Annotated in this window: 12 protein-coding genes; 1 reads left to right on the top strand and 11 read right to left on the bottom strand. The window is 44.1% G+C overall.

Annotated features, from left to right (window positions below):
* Window positions 1–20: 20 nt before the first annotated feature.
* From HMPREF2794_RS13645 to HMPREF2794_RS13690, 10 genes are all read right to left on the bottom strand, one after another.
* Window positions 21–3,164, bottom strand: coding sequence for a SusC/RagA family TonB-linked outer membrane protein (locus HMPREF2794_RS13645; protein ID WP_083312082.1), 3,144 nt, complete (start codon window positions 3,162–3,164; stop codon window positions 21–23).
* A gap of 302 nt (window positions 3,165–3,466) precedes the next feature.
* Complete coding sequence (locus HMPREF2794_RS13650; RefSeq protein WP_070751685.1) at window positions 3,467–7,441, bottom strand: helix-turn-helix domain-containing protein; 3,975 nt, start codon at window positions 7,439–7,441, stop codon at window positions 3,467–3,469.
* 193 nt (window positions 7,442–7,634) lie between these two features.
* The gene (glmM, locus tag HMPREF2794_RS13655; RefSeq protein WP_022301958.1) at window positions 7,635–9,023 is read right to left on the bottom strand and encodes a phosphoglucosamine mutase; all 1,389 of its coding nucleotides are present in this window, start codon (window positions 9,021–9,023) and stop codon (window positions 7,635–7,637) included.
* A 30-nt stretch (window positions 9,024–9,053) separates the two neighbouring features.
* Window positions 9,054–9,698 carry a BamK family beta-barrel-assembly machinery protein gene (locus HMPREF2794_RS13660; protein ID WP_070751674.1) on the bottom strand — a complete coding sequence of 215 codons (645 nt, stop codon included), beginning with the start codon at window positions 9,696–9,698 and terminating at the stop codon, window positions 9,054–9,056.
* Between the two features lie 118 nt (window positions 9,699–9,816).
* Window positions 9,817–10,854, bottom strand: a complete 1,038-nt coding sequence (locus tag HMPREF2794_RS13665) for a DHH family phosphoesterase (RefSeq protein ID WP_010536566.1) — start codon at window positions 10,852–10,854, stop codon at window positions 9,817–9,819.
* Between the two features lie 45 nt (window positions 10,855–10,899).
* Window positions 10,900–13,020 carry a ComEC/Rec2 family competence protein gene (locus HMPREF2794_RS13670; protein WP_070751675.1) on the bottom strand — a complete coding sequence of 707 codons (2,121 nt, stop codon included), beginning with the start codon at window positions 13,018–13,020 and terminating at the stop codon, window positions 10,900–10,902.
* 8 nt (window positions 13,021–13,028) lie between these two features.
* A complete protein-coding gene (gene rpe, locus HMPREF2794_RS13675) occupies window positions 13,029–13,679 on the bottom strand; it encodes a ribulose-phosphate 3-epimerase (protein WP_010536564.1) in 651 nt (216 codons plus the stop codon).
* A gap of 52 nt (window positions 13,680–13,731) precedes the next feature.
* Entirely contained in the window at window positions 13,732–14,700 is a 969-nt protein-coding gene (gene fmt / locus HMPREF2794_RS13680) for a methionyl-tRNA formyltransferase (protein ID WP_055268736.1), read from the bottom strand.
* A gap of 113 nt (window positions 14,701–14,813) precedes the next feature.
* On the bottom strand, window positions 14,814–16,610 hold the full coding sequence (locus HMPREF2794_RS13685; RefSeq protein ID WP_022301954.1) for a chloride channel protein: 1,797 nt from the start codon (window positions 16,608–16,610) through the stop codon (window positions 14,814–14,816).
* Window positions 16,611–17,174 carry an L-threonylcarbamoyladenylate synthase gene (locus tag HMPREF2794_RS13690; protein WP_055268530.1) on the bottom strand — a complete coding sequence of 188 codons (564 nt, stop codon included), beginning with the start codon at window positions 17,172–17,174 and terminating at the stop codon, window positions 16,611–16,613.
* A gap of 78 nt (window positions 17,175–17,252) precedes the next feature.
* Here HMPREF2794_RS13690 and HMPREF2794_RS13695 point away from each other — a divergent pair, with 78 nt between their 5' ends.
* Complete coding sequence (locus HMPREF2794_RS13695; RefSeq protein WP_070751676.1) at window positions 17,253–17,690, top strand: acyl-CoA thioesterase; 438 nt, start codon at window positions 17,253–17,255, stop codon at window positions 17,688–17,690.
* A 232-nt stretch (window positions 17,691–17,922) separates the two neighbouring features.
* Here HMPREF2794_RS13695 and HMPREF2794_RS13700 read toward each other — a convergent pair whose 3' ends face one another.
* Complete coding sequence (locus HMPREF2794_RS13700; protein WP_022301952.1) at window positions 17,923–18,777, bottom strand: phosphodiester glycosidase family protein; 855 nt, start codon at window positions 18,775–18,777, stop codon at window positions 17,923–17,925.
* Between the last annotated feature and the right edge of the window lie 351 nt (window positions 18,778–19,128).

Consider the following 19,128-nt stretch of genomic DNA (forward strand, 5'->3'; position numbering starts at 1 on the left):
ACGATTATTTGACTTTAGGGTTAAAAACTAAACTTGACTCCGACCGAATAGCTGGATACATTCGGATAAGCTGTTCCGTTGCTCGTATTCAGTTCCGGGTCCCACAGCTTGAAGTTAGAGAAGGTAAGCAGATTCGTACCCATGAGGTAGACGCTTGCACTTTTGAGGAAACATCTGTCCAGCAGCTTTTTCGGTATATTGTAGGATATGTTCAGTTGCTTCAGACGCAGGAAGCTGACGTCTTTCACCCACCACGAACTTTTCTGAACATTGTTCGTGTTGGCGTCACTGCCGACATACATGCGCGGATAGAACACATCCTGATTGGTCGGATCGTCGGGACTCCAACGGTCGTGGATGTTGGCAAAGACATTGTCACGGCCTTCGTCATCCCAGAAAGGCTTGATACAAATGCCGTCCAGATAGCGGTCGGCCTGTCCGGTTCCCTGAAACAGGGCGCTGATAGAAAAGTCTCCGATCTGTAGGTCGGCACCGAATCCGTAATAGATTCTGGGGACATCACCGCGTCCGATGACCGTCTTGTCATAGTTGTCAATCACACCGTCTCCGTTCAAGTCCCGGTATTTGATATCGCCTACATGTACGGTTCCGAACTGGGTGGCATGGTCTTCAATCTCCGCCTGACTAGTAAAGAGTCCGTCGGCTATGAATCCCCAAGTCGCATTTACATTCGTACCGCGTGTCTCCATCCAAGGATAGTCTACCGGCGGTTCGTCGTTCTCTATAATCTTGTCTTTATTGAAAGTCAGATTGCCACGTACCGTAAGGAATGTCTTCTTGCCCAGCCGTTGTGTATAGTCCATCGCTACCTCGATGCCTTTGTTTTCTACGACACCCAGATTAGCATAAGGGTTTTCGATCCATCCGGCGTAGCTGGGGATTGTACTGCGTTGCAGGAAAATATTGTCGCGACGTTCCTTGAAAAGATCGACTACAAAGGACAGATTATCATTCAGAAACTTGATATCGATACCCAAGTCTTGCTTTCTGGATTTAGACCAAGTGACATTTACACCGTACTTTTCTTCTCCATAACCGTTGGCACTTGTATAATTGGTTCCGAACATGGTTCCTGTCAGACCGGTGAACACACCCTGATACATGAAGCGTCTGCCTGTTGCGGTATCACTGCCGACCCATCCGTCTGTATAGCGGAATTTCAGGAAGGAAATGTATTTGCGGACCGGATTCCAGAAAGATTCATTGGAGACTGCCCATCCCAGACCAAAAGCGGGGAAGACACCATAACGCTTGCCCGGGCTGAAGTTCTCCGAACCATTGATACCGAGATTGAATTCTGCGAAGTAACGGTCGTTCCATGAATAAGTAGCACGTCCGGCAAAACCGCGTTGCTTGTAAGGCATACCGCCAATGACATCCGTCGCATTCAAATCCCAATATACTTTCTGATTGTAAAGCAACAGACCTCCTACCCGATGAGCACCGAAACTACGGTCATAATTCAAGGATGCTTCCGTATATACCGTGCGGCTGCTCCATTGCTCCGGTGTCTGGAGTGACAGGCTGCCGTCCGCTTCTTTCAGCACCGAGTAGAGGTAATCGCCTGTTTCTTCATCAAACAAGGTGTCTTCTATCCAGATTCCGTTTTCGTCCGTTTTACCGGCAAAGGTGTACATCGGTTCGTTCCGGTTATACTTTCTCTTACGTGAATTGTAAGTATCGAAAGCTACCATCGCAGAAGCGGAAAGTCCTTTGCTCCACTTCCAGAAATCCAAGTCCTGCTTCACGCGGATATTAGAATTTAACTGGCTGGAAAATTCATCATAATAACCTCCGCGAGCCAGCAGACCGTAAGGGTTGAACTTTTGCTGTGAGTTGATACCGGACACGGTACCGTTGGGCAGCAACAAAGGATAAATAACCGGATTCACATCCATACAGGCTGCGTACAGTGAGCTGGTACTGCTCTGCGGATAATGTCCCTGTCCCAGATAACCGGAAAAACCCAGATCAACCGTCGTTTTGGAAGTCGGCTTCAGATTCAGGTTGGAGGTGAAGTTATAACGGTCGTACTTCATCTGAGTATTGTAGTTCTCCAGCTTGAAGTTGCGGGTCATACCGGTTTCTCCATAGTAACTCAATGAAGCATAGTAGTTTGCATTAGGCACACCCCCACGGATATTAATATTCCCGCGACGGTTGTGTCCCCAGTCGTTGAACAGGTTATCTGCCCAGTCGATGGCCGGATACAGGTAAGGATTATACAAACGGGGATTGTCATTCGGCAATAAACCGTTGGACTTCTTTGTCGCTTCGATATAAGCAGCCGAGTATTTAAGTGTACCGCTTGTATTCATCTGCGCCTCGTTACGTGCATCCATGTAAGTGTAGGCATCTGCCATATCTACCTTCTTGGTCAGACGGGTAAAACTTTCGTAATAGTCCACACTAAACTGCGGTTTGCCTACTTTACCGGGTTTGGTTTTCACGATCACGACTCCGTTGGCACCACGTACACCATATACTGCAGTGGCGGAGGCATCTTTCAGCACTGTAAACGATTCGATATCTTCAGGGTCGATATTGTTGAAACTACGTTCTACCCCATCAACGAGTACAAGCGGACTGGAACTCTGCCCGAGCAAGGAAGATAAGCCACGAATCCATATATCCGATTCATCGTGACCGGGTTCGCCGCTACGCTGAACGGCAACTACCCCGGCAATGCGTCCGGAAATAGCAGAAGACAGACTTGCAGCAGGCATCTTAATGTCCTTCACATCCATCGTAGACTGAGCGCCTACCACGGATACTTTACGCTGATTGCCATAACCCACTACTACCACTTCATCCAGTGACGACACATCTTCCGCCAAAACAACATCTACGATTTTTTGCTTTGCTACCTTTACCTCTTGCGGCTTATATCCTATATAAGATATGAGCAGAATAGGATTCCCTGTTGAAAGCTTCAAGGTATACTGACCGTTCATATCGGTAATGGTACCATTCGTTGTACCTTTTTCCTGAACACTCACCCCTATGAGCAGTTCTCCTTTTTCATCAGAGACACGGCCTGTGACGGAACTTCCTTGCGCCCATACTGTTACGCTACACGTAAGTAACAATAGCAGTAGCCATAATGACCTGATGCGATGTTTTTTCATTTCAAACAAATTCATACTACTTGTTTTTAATTAATTAATAAGGTTATCAAATACGTTTATCACGTTGATGCAAATTAAAGGAATAGACGAGGAAACCGAATACTCTTGTACGCCAAAAAGCAGGGAGGAAAAAGAATGTCTGTTTAAAGTACAAATGGTAAAACAGAGTACAGCATAGCACTCTATATATCAACAATATAGATAGTCCTTTTGAAAAAGAGAGTACAAGGGCGTTTTCCATGACAAACAGCATAGTCCAGCATAGAATTGAGTCTTTACCGACAGCCTGTACCCGACTGCCGGTCCGGTCTTATTCCTCATTCCCGGCCCTTACGTCCGTCATTCTCCAGAGTTTTTTCTCTGTACACTTTCGGAGTCATGCCGAACTTACGGGTAAATTCCTTATAGAAATAAGCACGGCTGGAAATACCGACATCAGCAATGACTTCCTGTATCGACAACGCTTCATCACGCAATAACCTGGCAGCCTTTTCCATCCGATAGTCTTTAATCAGATCACTTGGAGACATTCCTGATATCTCCTTCAGTTTACGGTAAAACTGACGGGGACTCATCAACATCTGCTCCGCTACAAAAGTAGATCCCAAATCTTCGCGATCCAGATTCTGCTCTACCACCTGCAGGAATTTCCGAACAAAATCTGCTTGCTCAGCAGTAGTACAGACAATGGAATTGCTCCAGCCCTCCAGCTCTTCCAGATATACCTGTCTGGCTTCCCGCTTCCCATAGAATGTTTTATGAATAGTTTCTTTCAGGAAGGGTATGTCATAAGGAAGGACAAGATAGGAATCTGCCCACAAAATCAGTTCGCGTTGCATAGACGTACTGACTTTCCAGGTCAGCATCGGAATAAATGCAGTCTTTGAAAGCATTGAACGATTCTTATTGATGTATTTCATGAAAGTGCTCTCCGCATCGGTATACATCAGCATATCTACCAGAAACAATGCCGGAGCTGAAGTATGCATCTCATCAAATGCCGCTTGTATACTTCTCACCGGACGTACTTCATACTCATCGGATAGTAGTCCGCTTATCAGCCAAATCATCTCCTCTCTGTCTTCCAGTAATAAAACCGTTTGACGAGTTTCGTTCTGCTCTGCGATAGCAGCCGGATCAAAAGTAATGGTCAGCCTGTTCACCTGCTCTGCATCAGTGGCATAAAAGAGAGTGCAGTTTTGCTGTTTCAATGCCGAAAAGACGAAACGCTGCATCGTCCTGATACGGAACTGGTCATCCGAATCTTTTCCTTTTACGGGCAAAGGTTCCTGATCGGATAGTACATCATACAATCCCTTTACCGTATGGTCGGAGGAAAAAAACGACAGCAGCATTCTGTTATCTTCCTCTTTTGCGGTCAGAGACACTTCCGCCCCGTTCCGGCTGGCTATATAGAGGTAACTAAAATAAAGAATACAGCGTAATGCGTTTTTATAGGCAAGAAAAGTAAAACTGTCCGGGATATCCAGACGAATGAGAGACATATGGTAACCTTCCTTTTCCAGTACACGATGTACTTCTTCCGCCAATTTCAACATATACAGCCGGCCCGTAACAGAAAATTGCAACGAGGACAACAGGCGGAAGCACTCATCTCCGACACCAACGCCAAAAAGCAATGCCATGACGGATTCACGAATCTGATTTACTTTCGCAGTATGCTCAACCGGTGAAAGACTCTTGTCATTCAACCGGTCGCATGCCTGATAAATAAGAGTACAATTGTCGAGTACTTCACGTTCTTTATAACTGTCTGCCACCAGAGAAGTGTTACGGTGCTCCGTTTCCAGTAATTCCTGCAACACCCGTTCGTGACGGAAATACTTGCGGAACAAGTGAATCACATAGATCGTCAATACAAGCCCCAGCAGCAAATAAATAATATATGCATACACCGTCAGATACCAGGGCGGCAGAATGTAAACCGGAATGGAAAAGGTTTTGTATTCCGTAGCAAATACATCTTTCTTGTATCGTACCTTAAAGAGATAGTGCCCGGAGGGAACATTAAAATAGGATGCTTCGTTGACACTGCTGAAAGCTCCCCAATCCTTGTCATATCCCTCAAGTATGTATGAGTATTCCACGTCACCGCCACTGGCATAATCGGGCACCACAAAGAAAAGGGAGAAAGACACCTTCGCACCTTTCATTTCCAGACCTTTCCTGTCGGGCAAATAGTGGTCCTGCAGATTGACAGATGTCTTCTCAATCACTAACTTACGCAACAATATTTCCGGATAATATTCGGGGACCGCAGAAACTTTCTTATCCAAATAAAGCAATCCATCGATTCCTCCGAAGAAAAGGTTACCGGTATAGGGACAATGATAATAGGCATCATCACTGAACTCTCCGATCTGTATGCCGCCACTATAATAATAAGCATGCGAGAATGAATTATCCGGATTGAACTTGATAAGCCCCCGGTTAGTCCCCAGCCAGAGTAATCCGTTATCATCTTCGAGAATACTATGAATCATGTCATTAAGCAATCCATGTTCGCGTCCGATATAGTCCGCTTCAAGCTTGCGTCCTCTAAAGGTGACACGCACCAAACCGGAGGTAGTACCTACATATAATTGATCTTTTTTATACCAATGCAGACAGAGAATATCATCAACCGACTTATGCAACATTTCATTCAATGAGTAAATCTGATACTCATCCGTCTCTCTGTTGAAGCGTATCAATCCCCGCTGCCGACTGCCTAGCCACAATAAGGAGTCACCTTCGGATACCATACTATAAAAAAGATTGAGTTCCTGCTGCTCATAGAAGAAACGATAATGCTTGCTCGACTTTATCCGAATATCTCCCGGTTTACCTTTATCAAGTATCACTTTACAAAAGCCACTTCCTGATGAAGCTACATATAATGTAGTATCATTCGCTTCAAATATAGAATGTACCTCATCTATCTCCTGTGTCTTTTCCAACGTAAGTTCATGCAATCGTCCATCGTCAAAAGAATAATAACATAGCCCCGATGATGAACCAGTACCTATCCAAAATCCATTCATATAACGGCTTTCCGTCATGGCATACACTTGAAATTCCCGATCCAGTTTGACATAAGAAGACACATTCTGCTTGCCATCAGGTGAATAAATTTCTGCATTGGCAACCTGTACACCATCGCGATAATTCCGGATGTGCAACAGCCCGTCCCCTTTGGTGCCAAACCAAAGCCCTCCATACTTATCGGTCAAAACAGATCTTACCTGCCGACTCAGATTCGGTGACAGACTATTCAGCATCACATTGGTAGCAATGGAGTATTTCCTTGAATACATAATTGCTCCTTGTCCGTCAGACCCTATCCACAATACTCCCTGTCGGGGATCATTATAGATGGCAAAAATCCGTATATTACGATTGACTACTTCTTCGGCATATTTCTGTGACATGCGCAGACGTATCAGCCCATTTGTCTGGAAAGCAACCATAATATCTTCATGGAAAGGTACAATACCGGAAATTGTCCCATACTTCCGCACCATATCGCCAATGTTACGTATATATATCTTCGACTTTCTGGAGATATCATATACAAATAAATCCTTATCGGAATCATAGAAGCAGAATACGCCGTTCTGGTAACAGACGTATTCTATCGTTTTCGAGTGGAAACGGGAAGGGGTGACATCAAGCCGGGTACTCAACGTATCCTGATCAAAAGAACTCAAAGAAAAACGGTAAAGATCGCCGCTCTGATAAGGGAAAAGATATAACTCGCCCTCATCCGTCACAAAAGCACGGGTATCTACCTTCAGCATATGAATGTCCGGCATCGGCACATTGACAAAACGACGATGATGGGTATTATAATAGGAAATCCATCCATACCCCAAAGCCCAGGTATTCCCCTTCGGATTGGAGTGAATTACAAAATCACCGCCGAACTCATAGTTACAAATCACTTGACGCGAATCTTTGGAGAAACGGTTGGCACCTAAATGAGTGGTAATCCACAAGCAACTACTGTCAGCCTGCTGGATAGAATGAATGACATTATTGCTCAAAGTCTTTTGTTCCGAAAAGTCCGAACGAAAGACTTCCATACTTTTCCCGTCGTAACAGTTTACACCATCGTAAGTACCAAACCACATCAACCCCTCATTATCTTGAAAAAGGGACAATACAGCACTATTAGATAACCCTAACTGATAATCCACCTTGCGGAAAAGATAAGTATCCTTTACATTATCAGCCAAGACAGCAAATGAATGAATCAATATAACAAAGATCAGGAGTAAGTATTTTTTCATAGCATATTGATAACTAAACAGATGTATAATGTGACAAAGGTATATTTTCAGTCGCAGATTTCCAAAACTTTCTTCTGTCTTCGCCAAGACAACTCCTATATTAACAGTTAAAACGGAACAGGAGACCATAAAAAAGGAGAACTTATAAATAAGCTCTCCCTTCTCTATATCTTCACAACAAATAAATCGTTGTCTACTTGGCTAGTTCATTGATTACATCCATAATCTTCTGTCCGATCTCCTCAGCAGCCTCCATTGTGGAAGCCTCGCTATACACACGAATAATCGGTTCCGTATTACTCTTACGCAGATGTACCCATTTATCCGCAAAGTCAATCTTTACACCGTCGATATCATTGATTTCTTCGTTCTTATAGATTTCCTTTACTTTAGCCAGAATAGCATCTACATCAATCTCCGGAGTCAGGTCTACACGGTTCTTGGCGATGAAGTAAGGAGGATAAGTAGCGCGAAGTTCGCTCACTTTCTTTCCTTCATGAGCCAGATGGCTGAGGAATAAAGCGATACCTACCAAAGCATCACGTCCGTAATGGCTGGCCGGATAGATTACTCCACCGTTTCCTTCACCACCGATTACGGCATTTGTAGCTTTCATCTTGGTTACTACATTTACTTCTCCTACAGCTGAAGCGCTATATTCCATTCCATATTTGCGAGTTACATCGCGCAACGCACGGGTAGAACTCAAATTAGAGACCGTATTACCCGGAGTATGCTTCAATACATAATCGGCTACAGTCACCAATGTATATTCTTCACCATACATGACACCGTTCTCGCAAATCATAGCCAGACGGTCAACATCCGGATCTACCACAAAAGCAACATCGGCTTTTCCACCTTTCATCAGGTTCATGATATCACCCAAGTTCTTTTCAAGCGGTTCAGGATTGTGCTGGAAATTTCCAGTGGGTTCGCAATAGAGTTTCTCTACATGCTTCACGCCCAGACGTTCTAAAAGTTCCGGAAGGATAATACCTCCTACAGAGTTCACACAGTCGATAGCTACACGAAAATCAGCTTTCTTGATCGCTTCTACATCCACCAAGTCGAGAGCCAGCACACTGTCAATATGTTTTTGATTGTAAGTCAGATCTTTGCGATAAGAGCCCAGGTGGTCTACATCGGCATAATCGAATTCTTCAGCCTCAGCAATGCGAAGCACTTCGTTACCTTCTTCCGCATTCAGAAATTCGCCGTGTTCGTTGAGTAGTTTCAGTGCATTCCACTGTTTGGGATTATGAGAGGCTGTCAAGATGATACCGCCACAGGCACCTTCCATCGTCACAGCTAATTCTGTAGTCGGAGTGGAAGCCAGATCAATGTCTACAACGTCCCATCCCATTCCCATCAATGTACCAACAACTACGTTTTTTACCATTTCACCAGAGATGCGGGCGTCGCGTCCCACTACAATCTTGTTGCTTTGCGCTTTGCAGGTCTTACGAATCAAAGTAGCATAAGCCGAGGTGAATTTTACAATATCAAGCGGATTTAGTCCCTCACCCGCTGTTCCGCCAATAGTTCCGCGGATTCCAGAGATAGATTTGATTAGAGTCATAGGTTTTTAACTAAGATTTATATTGGTGTTTTAATTCAGTGCTTTGCTGAATGTCCAAATATCATAATAGTATGGATTGACGTATTGTTGCGCTGACGAATGTCCTACCTTGGAAGGAACGATCAAACGTACGTGAGCATAGTTGCGCACAAACGGTAACGCCAGCAACCAGCCTGCAGGTACGGCTGTTGACTGGTAGTAGCTTGCCCAGTAATAGTCCATCTGAATGAAAGTACCATACACATAGCTGCCTTCAGCTACATAACGGAATACAGCAGGATTCGTATAAAGCTGATTTGCATCTCCCCACTCTTCCAGAAAAACATTGAAACAAGTAGTGTCACGTGCCATTATATCTTCCTCGATATAACGAACACAAATCTCATTGTTGTTTGCAAAAGTATCCGTTTTGTTTTCAGCACTTCCACGATCTACAATCTGCATATATACACCATCGGAAAGGGCTACATATTCATTCCGGTCCAAATTGGTGACAGTATCATTCTTCTCAAATTCGTCCTGTGAAATGATCCGGATTCCTTTATCCTTGATGAATTTATTCACCGCATTCTTTTCGTCCTCCAACATTTCAGCGTAAGTCTTTGAATCGTCGCATGCCTGGAATATACCTCCGGCTGCCAACAAAGAGAGAAATAAAAATACAAGTTTCTTCATTATCTGTTATTTAGCTATATTCTGCACAAATGTATCTCAAATTCATTGAAAGATGAAAGGGGAAAGTTGAAAGTTGGTAACTTTTAACCTTTCTCTGTCTACTTTTAACCTTCCATTCTTAGCTTTTGGCTGTCAACAAAGGTTTATATTTCTCCAGTGCCTGTTCGAAAACGGCTTTCGCCTCCTCTATCGTTCCGAAAAATTCACCGCCCGAAGCGTTCAAATGACCACCCCCATTAAAGAATTCGGCAGCGAGCTGATTGCATGGGAAAGTACCGACTGAACGAAGAGAAATCTTGATCATCGGCTTCTCTGTATCTTCCCGCAAGAAACAGGAGAAACAAACGTTTTTGATTGTGAGGGGAATATTCACAAAACCCTCACTATCACCTTTTATATAGTCAAACTTACTTTGTTCTTCCTTTGTCAGCGATATCAATGCGGCATTGTAATCTGAGTAAACCACCATATTTGACAACACATACCCCATCAGACGCAATCTGCTCTCCGAATAAGTATTGTACACTTTGCGATAGATATCGTCTTTATCAATCCCTTTTGAAAGGAGTTCGCTGATGATAAAATAGATCTCGCGATTGTTGGAATTGTAGGTAAAACCACCTGTATCCGTCATCATACCGGTATAGATACATTCTGCGCCTTCCTTTGAGATATCACTAAAGTACCCCATACGACAAATCAGACGAAATATCAATTCTGAAGTGGAAGATATCTTAGGATAAGACATGGTGATCTTACAGAATTCTTCGGGATAAAGATGATGGTCGATCATCACTTTGCGCGCGGGAGAAGCAGCAACAGCATCTGCCATGTCATCAATACGCTTTAAGGCATTAAAATCCAGACAGCAGATCACATCAGCTTCGGCAATCAGTTTGTCCGCAAAGTCTTTATAGCGATCATATAAAAGGATGTCCTTACTTCCCGGCATCCAACGCAGGAAATCGGGGAAAGCGTTAGGAACAATTACATTTACTGTTTTCTCTTGTGAATCGAGAAAGTGATAAAGCCCCAGTGAAGAGCCGATAGCATCGCCGTCGGGCGATACATGAGAAACGATTACTATTTTGTCAGCGCGTTCAAACCATTTTGTAAAATGGTCGATTTTAGCCTGTTCGATTACTTTAGTCAACATACCATATTCTTTTTCGAGTTGCAAATGTACGATAATTCTTTGTACTTAGAGCAAAAACCGCACAGAACCTTCTTCGGACAAAGAGAGAAAATGTAAACCCAGCCTCTCACATTCCTCCCGGAAGAGCCGTTTGCGATCATCTGAGAGGGAAGCATCCAATAGGATAAAGGATGGAGAAAAAAGTCTGGTCAGTTCTTCCAGACGACCACTATAACCTTTGCACAAGTACATGTAATTAATAGATAACGGTGAAACGGCAGATTTGTTTCGCCAACGATTGTCAGTCACCATGCAAATGCGACAACCGTGATAAAATACGATCTGCTGATGACGGGAGAAATCAACTCCCTGACAATCAGTCGTAATTTCTACCGGAGGCAGGAGTTGATGACGACTCCAATAATTAGCAGCTACCATCTGCAATCGATGCTTATCTGGCAAAGTATCAGCATAGCTCAACCAAGAGCGCCTGTCCTCTCCGATGCAATGCACCACCGGACAACCACGGACATTATAAAATACAAGGCTTGAATGAGGACGGTCATACCCATACATTACTGTGTGACAGATACCCAGACACAACAGGAAAGAAAGACAAATGACTAAGTTCCGGAATCTCCGGGTCTTTGAATAATAAAAGAAGAGTAGAAAGAATATATAGATGCCCAGTACTTCCAACTGATAAACCCAGATACCATCCAAAGAGGCATAAGGCAGTTGTTCAATCCATCGGACAAAACCATTCAGCGCTTTCAATAAGAATCTGGCTACTTCTGCCACAAGGTACTGAACGGCAGGCAACGGAGTCAGACAAAGCATAAAGACGGTAGTATATAAAGCCAGGGTTACCAAAGGAATAACCACTAAATTAGTCAGCAGGAAATGAGTGGAAAAGCGGGAAAAATAAAGCAGCACAAGTGGGGCGGTCCCTATTTGCGCCGCTATGGATACGCTCATCAATCCCCATACATATTTTCCTATTCGGTTCTTCACAGGTAACAGCCGACCGACAGGCTTCTGAAGCAACAAAATAGAAAGCACCGCGAGAAAAGATAATTGAAAACCAATATCGAATAACCAGGCCGGATTACCAAGCAACATTACCCATGCAGTAGCAGCCAGTGTATTCAAAGACAATGACCGCCCCCCAAACAGATCAGCAATTGTCAAAATTGAAAACATACTTACTGAACGGACTACAGATGGAGACAGTCCCGTAAAAAAGGCAAAAGACCACAATAAGACAAGAAGCAGCACGGAACGGAAATATCGGATGCCCCGCCACCTCCGTACAAGAGGTTTCAGAAGAAGAAAGAACAAAGCATATAAAAGTCCGATGTGCAAACCGGATAAAGCTAAAATATGACTGGCACCGGATACAGAATAGCTTTCACGGATAGATTCGCTCAAATCGGCTTTTTCTCCTACAGTCAGCGCAGAGAGTACAGCCAACTCATCTCCTTCAAATCCCAGCTTTCGATAAAGGTCAATCACCTTTTCCCGATAAGAAATGGCAGTATATTGGATGAAATGAAGAAAACCGGAAGCATGAGAAGAAGTCACGGCGGATGACGACAACCACACCCACTTTCCAGAGGGTACATAGCCCGTTCCACTAATACCATGCCGCATCAAATACCGGACATAGTCAAATTCATCGAAATTCCCCCCATTGACAGGTGGAGAAATACGGACAGATATAAACAGTTCATCTCCCACCTTCAATTGAGTGACCAATGAATCTTTCTGTAAGTAAAGAATCGCCTTCCGTCCTATCGGACATACGTATGATGAATCATGCTGTCCTTCAAGCCATACCCTACAAAGCAAAGTTCGTTCTTTCGCTTCAGGAGTATCCGTTAACTGTACCCGATAGACAGTTTCCTTTTCTGGAAAGTCATACACCGTTTGTTTTAATTGCCAGCTGATACTTCCCCATCCTCCTGCGAAACAAAGAGCAAAGACAGAAACTCCGAAACACCACCGGAGAGAATAACGCTCCAAGTAATAAAAAGCAATGGACAGACCGGTAAAGAGACAAAAGGCCAGAATGCTCCAAAGTAGCTCCGCCGATTGATCAAAGAACCAATCTCCACAAAAAACGCCTGCTATCCACGGGATAATCAGGCGTATATAAGGATACTGATGTAAACAGGCAGTATTCAATGTATTCGTTACAGCCTGTGTAACTGACGAATCATTTCTTCCGGGTCCGGTGCTCCAAAGACTGCATTACCGGCTACCAGTACATCTGCCCCTGCTTCCACCAGGCGGGCACCAGTTTCCAGATTCACTCCACCATCTACTTCAATCAATGCTTTCGAACCTGTTCGTTCTATCAAGGCACGCAGTTCACGGACTTTCTCTACAGAATGTTCAATGAACTTTTGTCCGCCAAATCCTGGATTTACGCTCATAACAAGCACCATATATACATCCTGAATAATATCCTGAAGTAAAGCAACAGGAGTTGCCGGGTTTATAGTTACAGCCGGCTGCATTCCGGCTTCTTTAATTAGCTGAATCACCCGGTGCAGATGAGTACAAGCCTCATAATGGACATTCATCGTATGTGCCCCCAATGCCTTTACCTCGGGAATGAACTTCTCCGGGTTGACAATCATCAGATGTACATCCAACGGTTTGTCAGTCAGCTTCGCCACATACTTCAGTACCGGAAAGCCAAATGAAATATTAGGAACAAATACCCCATCCATTATATCAATATGCACCCACTCCGCTTCACTGCGGTTTATCATTTCAAGGTCTCTCGCCAAATACCCAAAGTCGGCAGAAAGGATGGAAGGAGAAATAATCGGTTTCATCATTCTATTGTTTTAAGTTCTAAGTTAGCTTGACCGTGGTCAGTTCATTCTATCAATTCATTTTATATCCATCCGACAAGCGGAATCCACGAAGCAATTCATCGGTCTTCAGACGTTTCTTGCCGGGAAGCTGCAAAGATAGAACAGAAACAAATCCATCGGGCACAGCCACCTTTATATATTTCTTGCCATCTGTCACAACTGTTCCGACAGCCAGCTGATGTGCCTCATAAATCTTCTCGCTCTCAAAAATCTTCATTACTACCGCTTCTCCTTCCGGACTGACTAATTCACTCCATGCAGCAGGATAAGGCGACAGTCCACGAATGAAATCATAGACCCTCTTCACCGGAGAATGCCAGTCAATCCGACAAGTCTCTTTAAAAATCTTTGGAGCAGGGCGAAGTTCTCCTACCACTGCCATATCTTCCTGAGCAATCGGCTTCACTGTATCATTCAATATAGCATCTACGGTTTCAAGTACCAGTTTTCCACCAAGCACCATCAGTTTATCATGCACCACTTCCACATTATCCGTATCTGCAATAGGTACACGTACCTGCTGAATCACTTTTCCGGTATCAATCTCATGTTGCAGGAAGAAGGTAGTGATACCAGTCTCCGTATCGCCGTTGATAACCGCCCAATTGATAGGAGCAGCACCCCGATACTGGGGAAGCAACGAAGCGTGCAGGTTGAAAGTACCCAACCGCGGCATATTCCAGACCACCTCCGGCAACATACGAAAAGCAACCACAATCTGAAGATCCGCTTTCCAGTCACGAAGGGCCTGCACAAAAGCCTCATCTTTCAGTTTCTCCGGCTGCAGCAACGGCAAATTCTGTTCGAGTGCATATCGCTTGACAGGAGAATATTGAATTTTATGTCCGCGTCCGGCTGGCTTATCGGGCATCGTTATCACGCCTACCACGTTATAGCCGCCCTCTACCAATTGCCGCAGGGCCTCCACCGCAAAATCGGGAGTACCCATATAAACGATTCTTAAATCTTCTTTCTTCATCATCTTAAGTATATTATTTAGGCACGGATGACGCGGATTTCACGGTAGTCAGAAGTTACATAGAGCAACAAGCTTAATCCGTATCATCCATACTTGAAAATGTACACCTGCGGTTAATCTTCGGAAAAATGTACCAATACCTGACGGTACGAGTTAAATATCTTCGATTTGGAGACAAATCCCTGATAGCGCCCTTCCTCATCGACAACCGGAAGATTCCATGCTTTGGTATCATCAAATGTCTGCATCACTTGCTCCATTCCATCCGTATCGAATATCTTGGCAGGAGCAGATGTCATTAATTTATTAACAGTAAAGCGATGATAAAGTTCTTGCCGGAACATGATGTTGCGGATATCATCGAGCAGGACAATTCCCAACAATTCACCGGTCTTTTTATCCGTCACCGGAAACACGTTACGATGGGAAGCGGCAATGGCTTTCACCAACTCTCCCAAATCCATTTCCGGATGCACTACCACGAAGTCTTTTTCCACCACATTCTCCATTTTCATCAAGGTCAATACCGCCTTATCCTTATGATGTGTGAGGAGCTGCCCTCTCTTGGCCAGACGCATCGAATAGATACTATGAGGCTCGAAAGCAATAATCGTCAGATAGGAACTGACAGATACAATCATCAAGGGAAGAAACAGGTCATAACCTCCGGTCAGTTCGGCAATCAGGAATACACCTGTCAACGGAGCATGCATGACTCCACTCATAACACCCGCCATTCCCATCAATGCGAAATTCTTTTCGGGCAGATAAGCAGAAAAGGCTAAGTCATTACTGAAATGGGAAAATACGAATCCGGCAATACAGCCCAGATAAAGCGAAGGTGCGAAAATACCACCGCAACCACCGCCACCGTTCGTCGCACTGGAAGCAAACACTTTCAGTAAAATAATCAGCATCAGATAAACCTGCAACAGATTACTATAGCCGTAGAACATAGAGTTGTTCATGACCGTATCCCATTCCGCTGCTGAAGTTCCGTTCAACAAAAGATTGATCGTATCATAACCTTCGCCATAGAGCGGAGGGAAAAGGAAGATCAGCACACTTAGCATCACACCACCAAAAGCTAGCTTCTGGTAGGGGTTCTTGAGTTTCCCGAATACCCCTTCTATAGAGTTCATTGCCCGTGTGAAATAGAGAGAAATCAATCCGCAGAAAATACCCAGCAGAATCACATAAGGGATACGTTCCAGTTCGAAAGCCTGGTCGAGGTTGAATTTGAACATGGCTTCTGTCCCGGTCGTGATATAAGAAACGGTTGCCGCCGTTACGGCGGAAATCAGCAAAGGAAGCAGAGATGACATCGTGAGGTCGATCATCAGTACTTCCAACGTAAATACAAGTCCGGCAATCGGAGCCTTAAAGATACCTGCAATTGCACCTGCCGCACCACAACCGACTAGCAACATCAGCGTACGGTGTTCCATCTTGAAAACACTTCCCAGATTGGAACCGATGGCAGATCCTGTTAAAACAATCGGGGCCTCCGCTCCAACCGATCCACCGAAGCCGATCGTGATAGCACTGGCAATCGTAGACGACCAGATATTATGCCGTTTGATGCGTCCTTGACGACGCGATATCGCATATAGAATTTTGGTAACTCCATGGCTGATGTCATCCTTCACAATATTGCGCACAAACCATCCGGCCAGAAAAATACCGATTACCGGATATACCAAATACAAGTAGTTGGCTGATGTCGCATTAAAGTTGTCAGTCAGAAAATTTTGTATCTGATGAATAAGGAACTTCAAAAATAAAGCAGCAATCGCAGTGAAGATTCCGACCAGGAAACTTAATATAAGGATAAACTGCTTTTCCTTGATATTGGCTTCCCGCCATCTGATACAACGCTGTAACAAGCTCAGTTTCTCCTCTCTCTTCATTTATTCACGAATTATCTTGATCACTCCGCCTTTGTCTAACTTTATAATACTCGAGGGCTTTGGACGGCTCATATCATCCTGCCGGAAACCGACAATATAATCAACCGCCGCCTTGACTTCGTCGCTGATCTCACTAAAGTTGGCTGCCCCCGGCTCTCCGCTGATATTGGCGGAAGTAGAAACAACCGCCTTACGGAATTGCTGACAAAGTCGTCTGGAAAAATCTTCATTGGTCACCCGGATACCTACGCTGCCATCCTCTGCCAACAGGTTCGGAGCCAGATTTCGCGCACCGGAATAAATAATAGTCAATGGTTTGTCGGCTACTTCTATCAGATCCCATGCCACATCAGGAACATCCTGTACATAAAAATCCACCTTCACGGGAGAGTCCACCAGTACCAGCATAGCCTTACTATCGGCACGTTTTTTTATCTCATACACCCGGCGTACAGCCTCTTCGTTAGTAGCGTCGCAGCCTATACCCCATACGGTATCGGTGGGATAAAGGATAACACCTCCTTCATTCATCACCTGACAGGCTTTTTTAATATCTTCTATCATTTCTTGAACTATTTCTGTTGAGAATAACACGCAAAAGTACTACTTTTGCATCGAAATAAAAAAGATTAAGGGAAAACAATGGAAGAAATCGTATTTCATCATGTACTGCCTATCCAGTTGCGCTTCAACGACGTAGACAAATTCGGCCACGTCAACAATACCGTTTACTTTTCTTTCTATGATTTGGGGAAGACTGAATACTTTGCTTCTGTATGTCCGGGAGTGGACTGGGAAAAGATCGGCATAGTCGTTGTTCATATCGAAGCCAACTTTGTAAAGCAGATTTTCGCATCTGATCATATCGCTGTACAAACCGCCGTTTCTGAAATTGGAACAAAAAGCTTTCATCTCATCCAACGGGTGATTGACACGAAAACGCAGGAAGTCAAATGTGTCTGCCAATCGATCATGGTTACTTTCGACCTGGAAAAACATGAATCGATGCCGCTAACCGAAGATTGGATAGAAGCAATCTGCAAATTTGAAGGAAAAGACTTACGCAAGAAGAAAAACTGAAAGAAATAAGTTCCCCGGTGCCGGGGATACTCCTCATCGGTGCCGGAGGGGGCCTTCCCCGGTGCCGGGACCATTCCTCATCGGTGCCTGACTTTGGAGAGCCCAAACCTGAGTGATAAAAAAAGTTTTATACTGAATCATGTCCGCTATATAATAGAAATTACTTGCCTATACATTATATTATATATAATTCCTCTCTCCAAAAGTGAACGGCAACCATGTGAATACTCTCTTAATGAACATAAAGGAAGTTTGCCACCTTACGCTCTCCTTGATGATCATAGTTTCTGTTATCACAGGGAAAGTTCACAATTCCCTCTTCCGGTGCCCCGGACAGCCATAAGGCGGTAGAACCTCCTCCATCCAGATTCAGCGCATCTTTTCCACCCAATACATGAAGCAGATGTGCCAGTTCCGGAATGTTGATTCCGACAGCATTTTCCGGAGATCGCCCATCGACAGTAACAAACAGAATCTTTCCTTCTTCAGTCAGACAAATAGCACTACGCGGATGCCTGGTTTCTATAAAATTGGCATCGCACTGACTCCAATCATAGTACTTCCCGTCTTTCAACATCAACGGACCGGAAGCTAACACGGAACCTTTATTTTTCTTGTAGTTCTTCTCGATCTGCCTGTCCCAAGGAATGAGCTTCACTTTTCCTTTCTTCTCATAAACCGCTCCTGTCACCCGCAACTTCAATTCATCCAACGAAGTAGTGTCCACAACCTGACTTCCCACCTTCAGAAAACAGACAGAGTTTCCTTTCGTCATATCGAAATAGGAACCGTTGATGGCTCCGATTGCCTGATGTTTCGGGGCAATCCGGCTTATTTTCTCCAATTGTCCGGTAAAGGCAATACCGACCTTTTTGCCAGCCTTCGGATTTATCTCCAATATATTAATGGACTGAGTGCCTTGATAAAGAAAAGGGATGGAAGCCCGCTTATGTACAATTCCATTTTCTACGGTCACCACTTCCCAATGAGCTGTCACTATTGCTATAGAATCAGCAACAGTCTGTGCATTTACGACTTTAACGGACAACAAGATTAGAACAATGATACCAACAAGATTTCTTCTCATAAACAGTCTGTAAGTTTTGGGTTCACATTTCGTGTAATAACTAATCATACAAAGATATACTTCTCCTGTCATATTACCAATATACCCGGATATAAATTAATTCATTTGTACGGATTTGAGGCAAACTGAATCGGAAAAGAATATATTTAGGCACGGATGACACGGATGAACACGGTCGTTTTACGTAATTAATCATAGCACTAAAACCGTGAAATCCGTGTAATCCGTGCCTAATCCTCAATTTATAATTTTGTTCATTTCTGTACGAATTTACTCCATTTGAATACCAACCCCGTAAGGAGCTAATTCCGCAGGTTTTGAAATATTTTCGTCATAACTACTGTACCCTTC

It is taken from the genome of Bacteroides sp. HMSC067B03 (genome assembly GCF_001811315.1).
Classification (GTDB): Bacteria; Bacteroidota; Bacteroidia; order Bacteroidales; family Bacteroidaceae; genus Bacteroides; species Bacteroides faecis.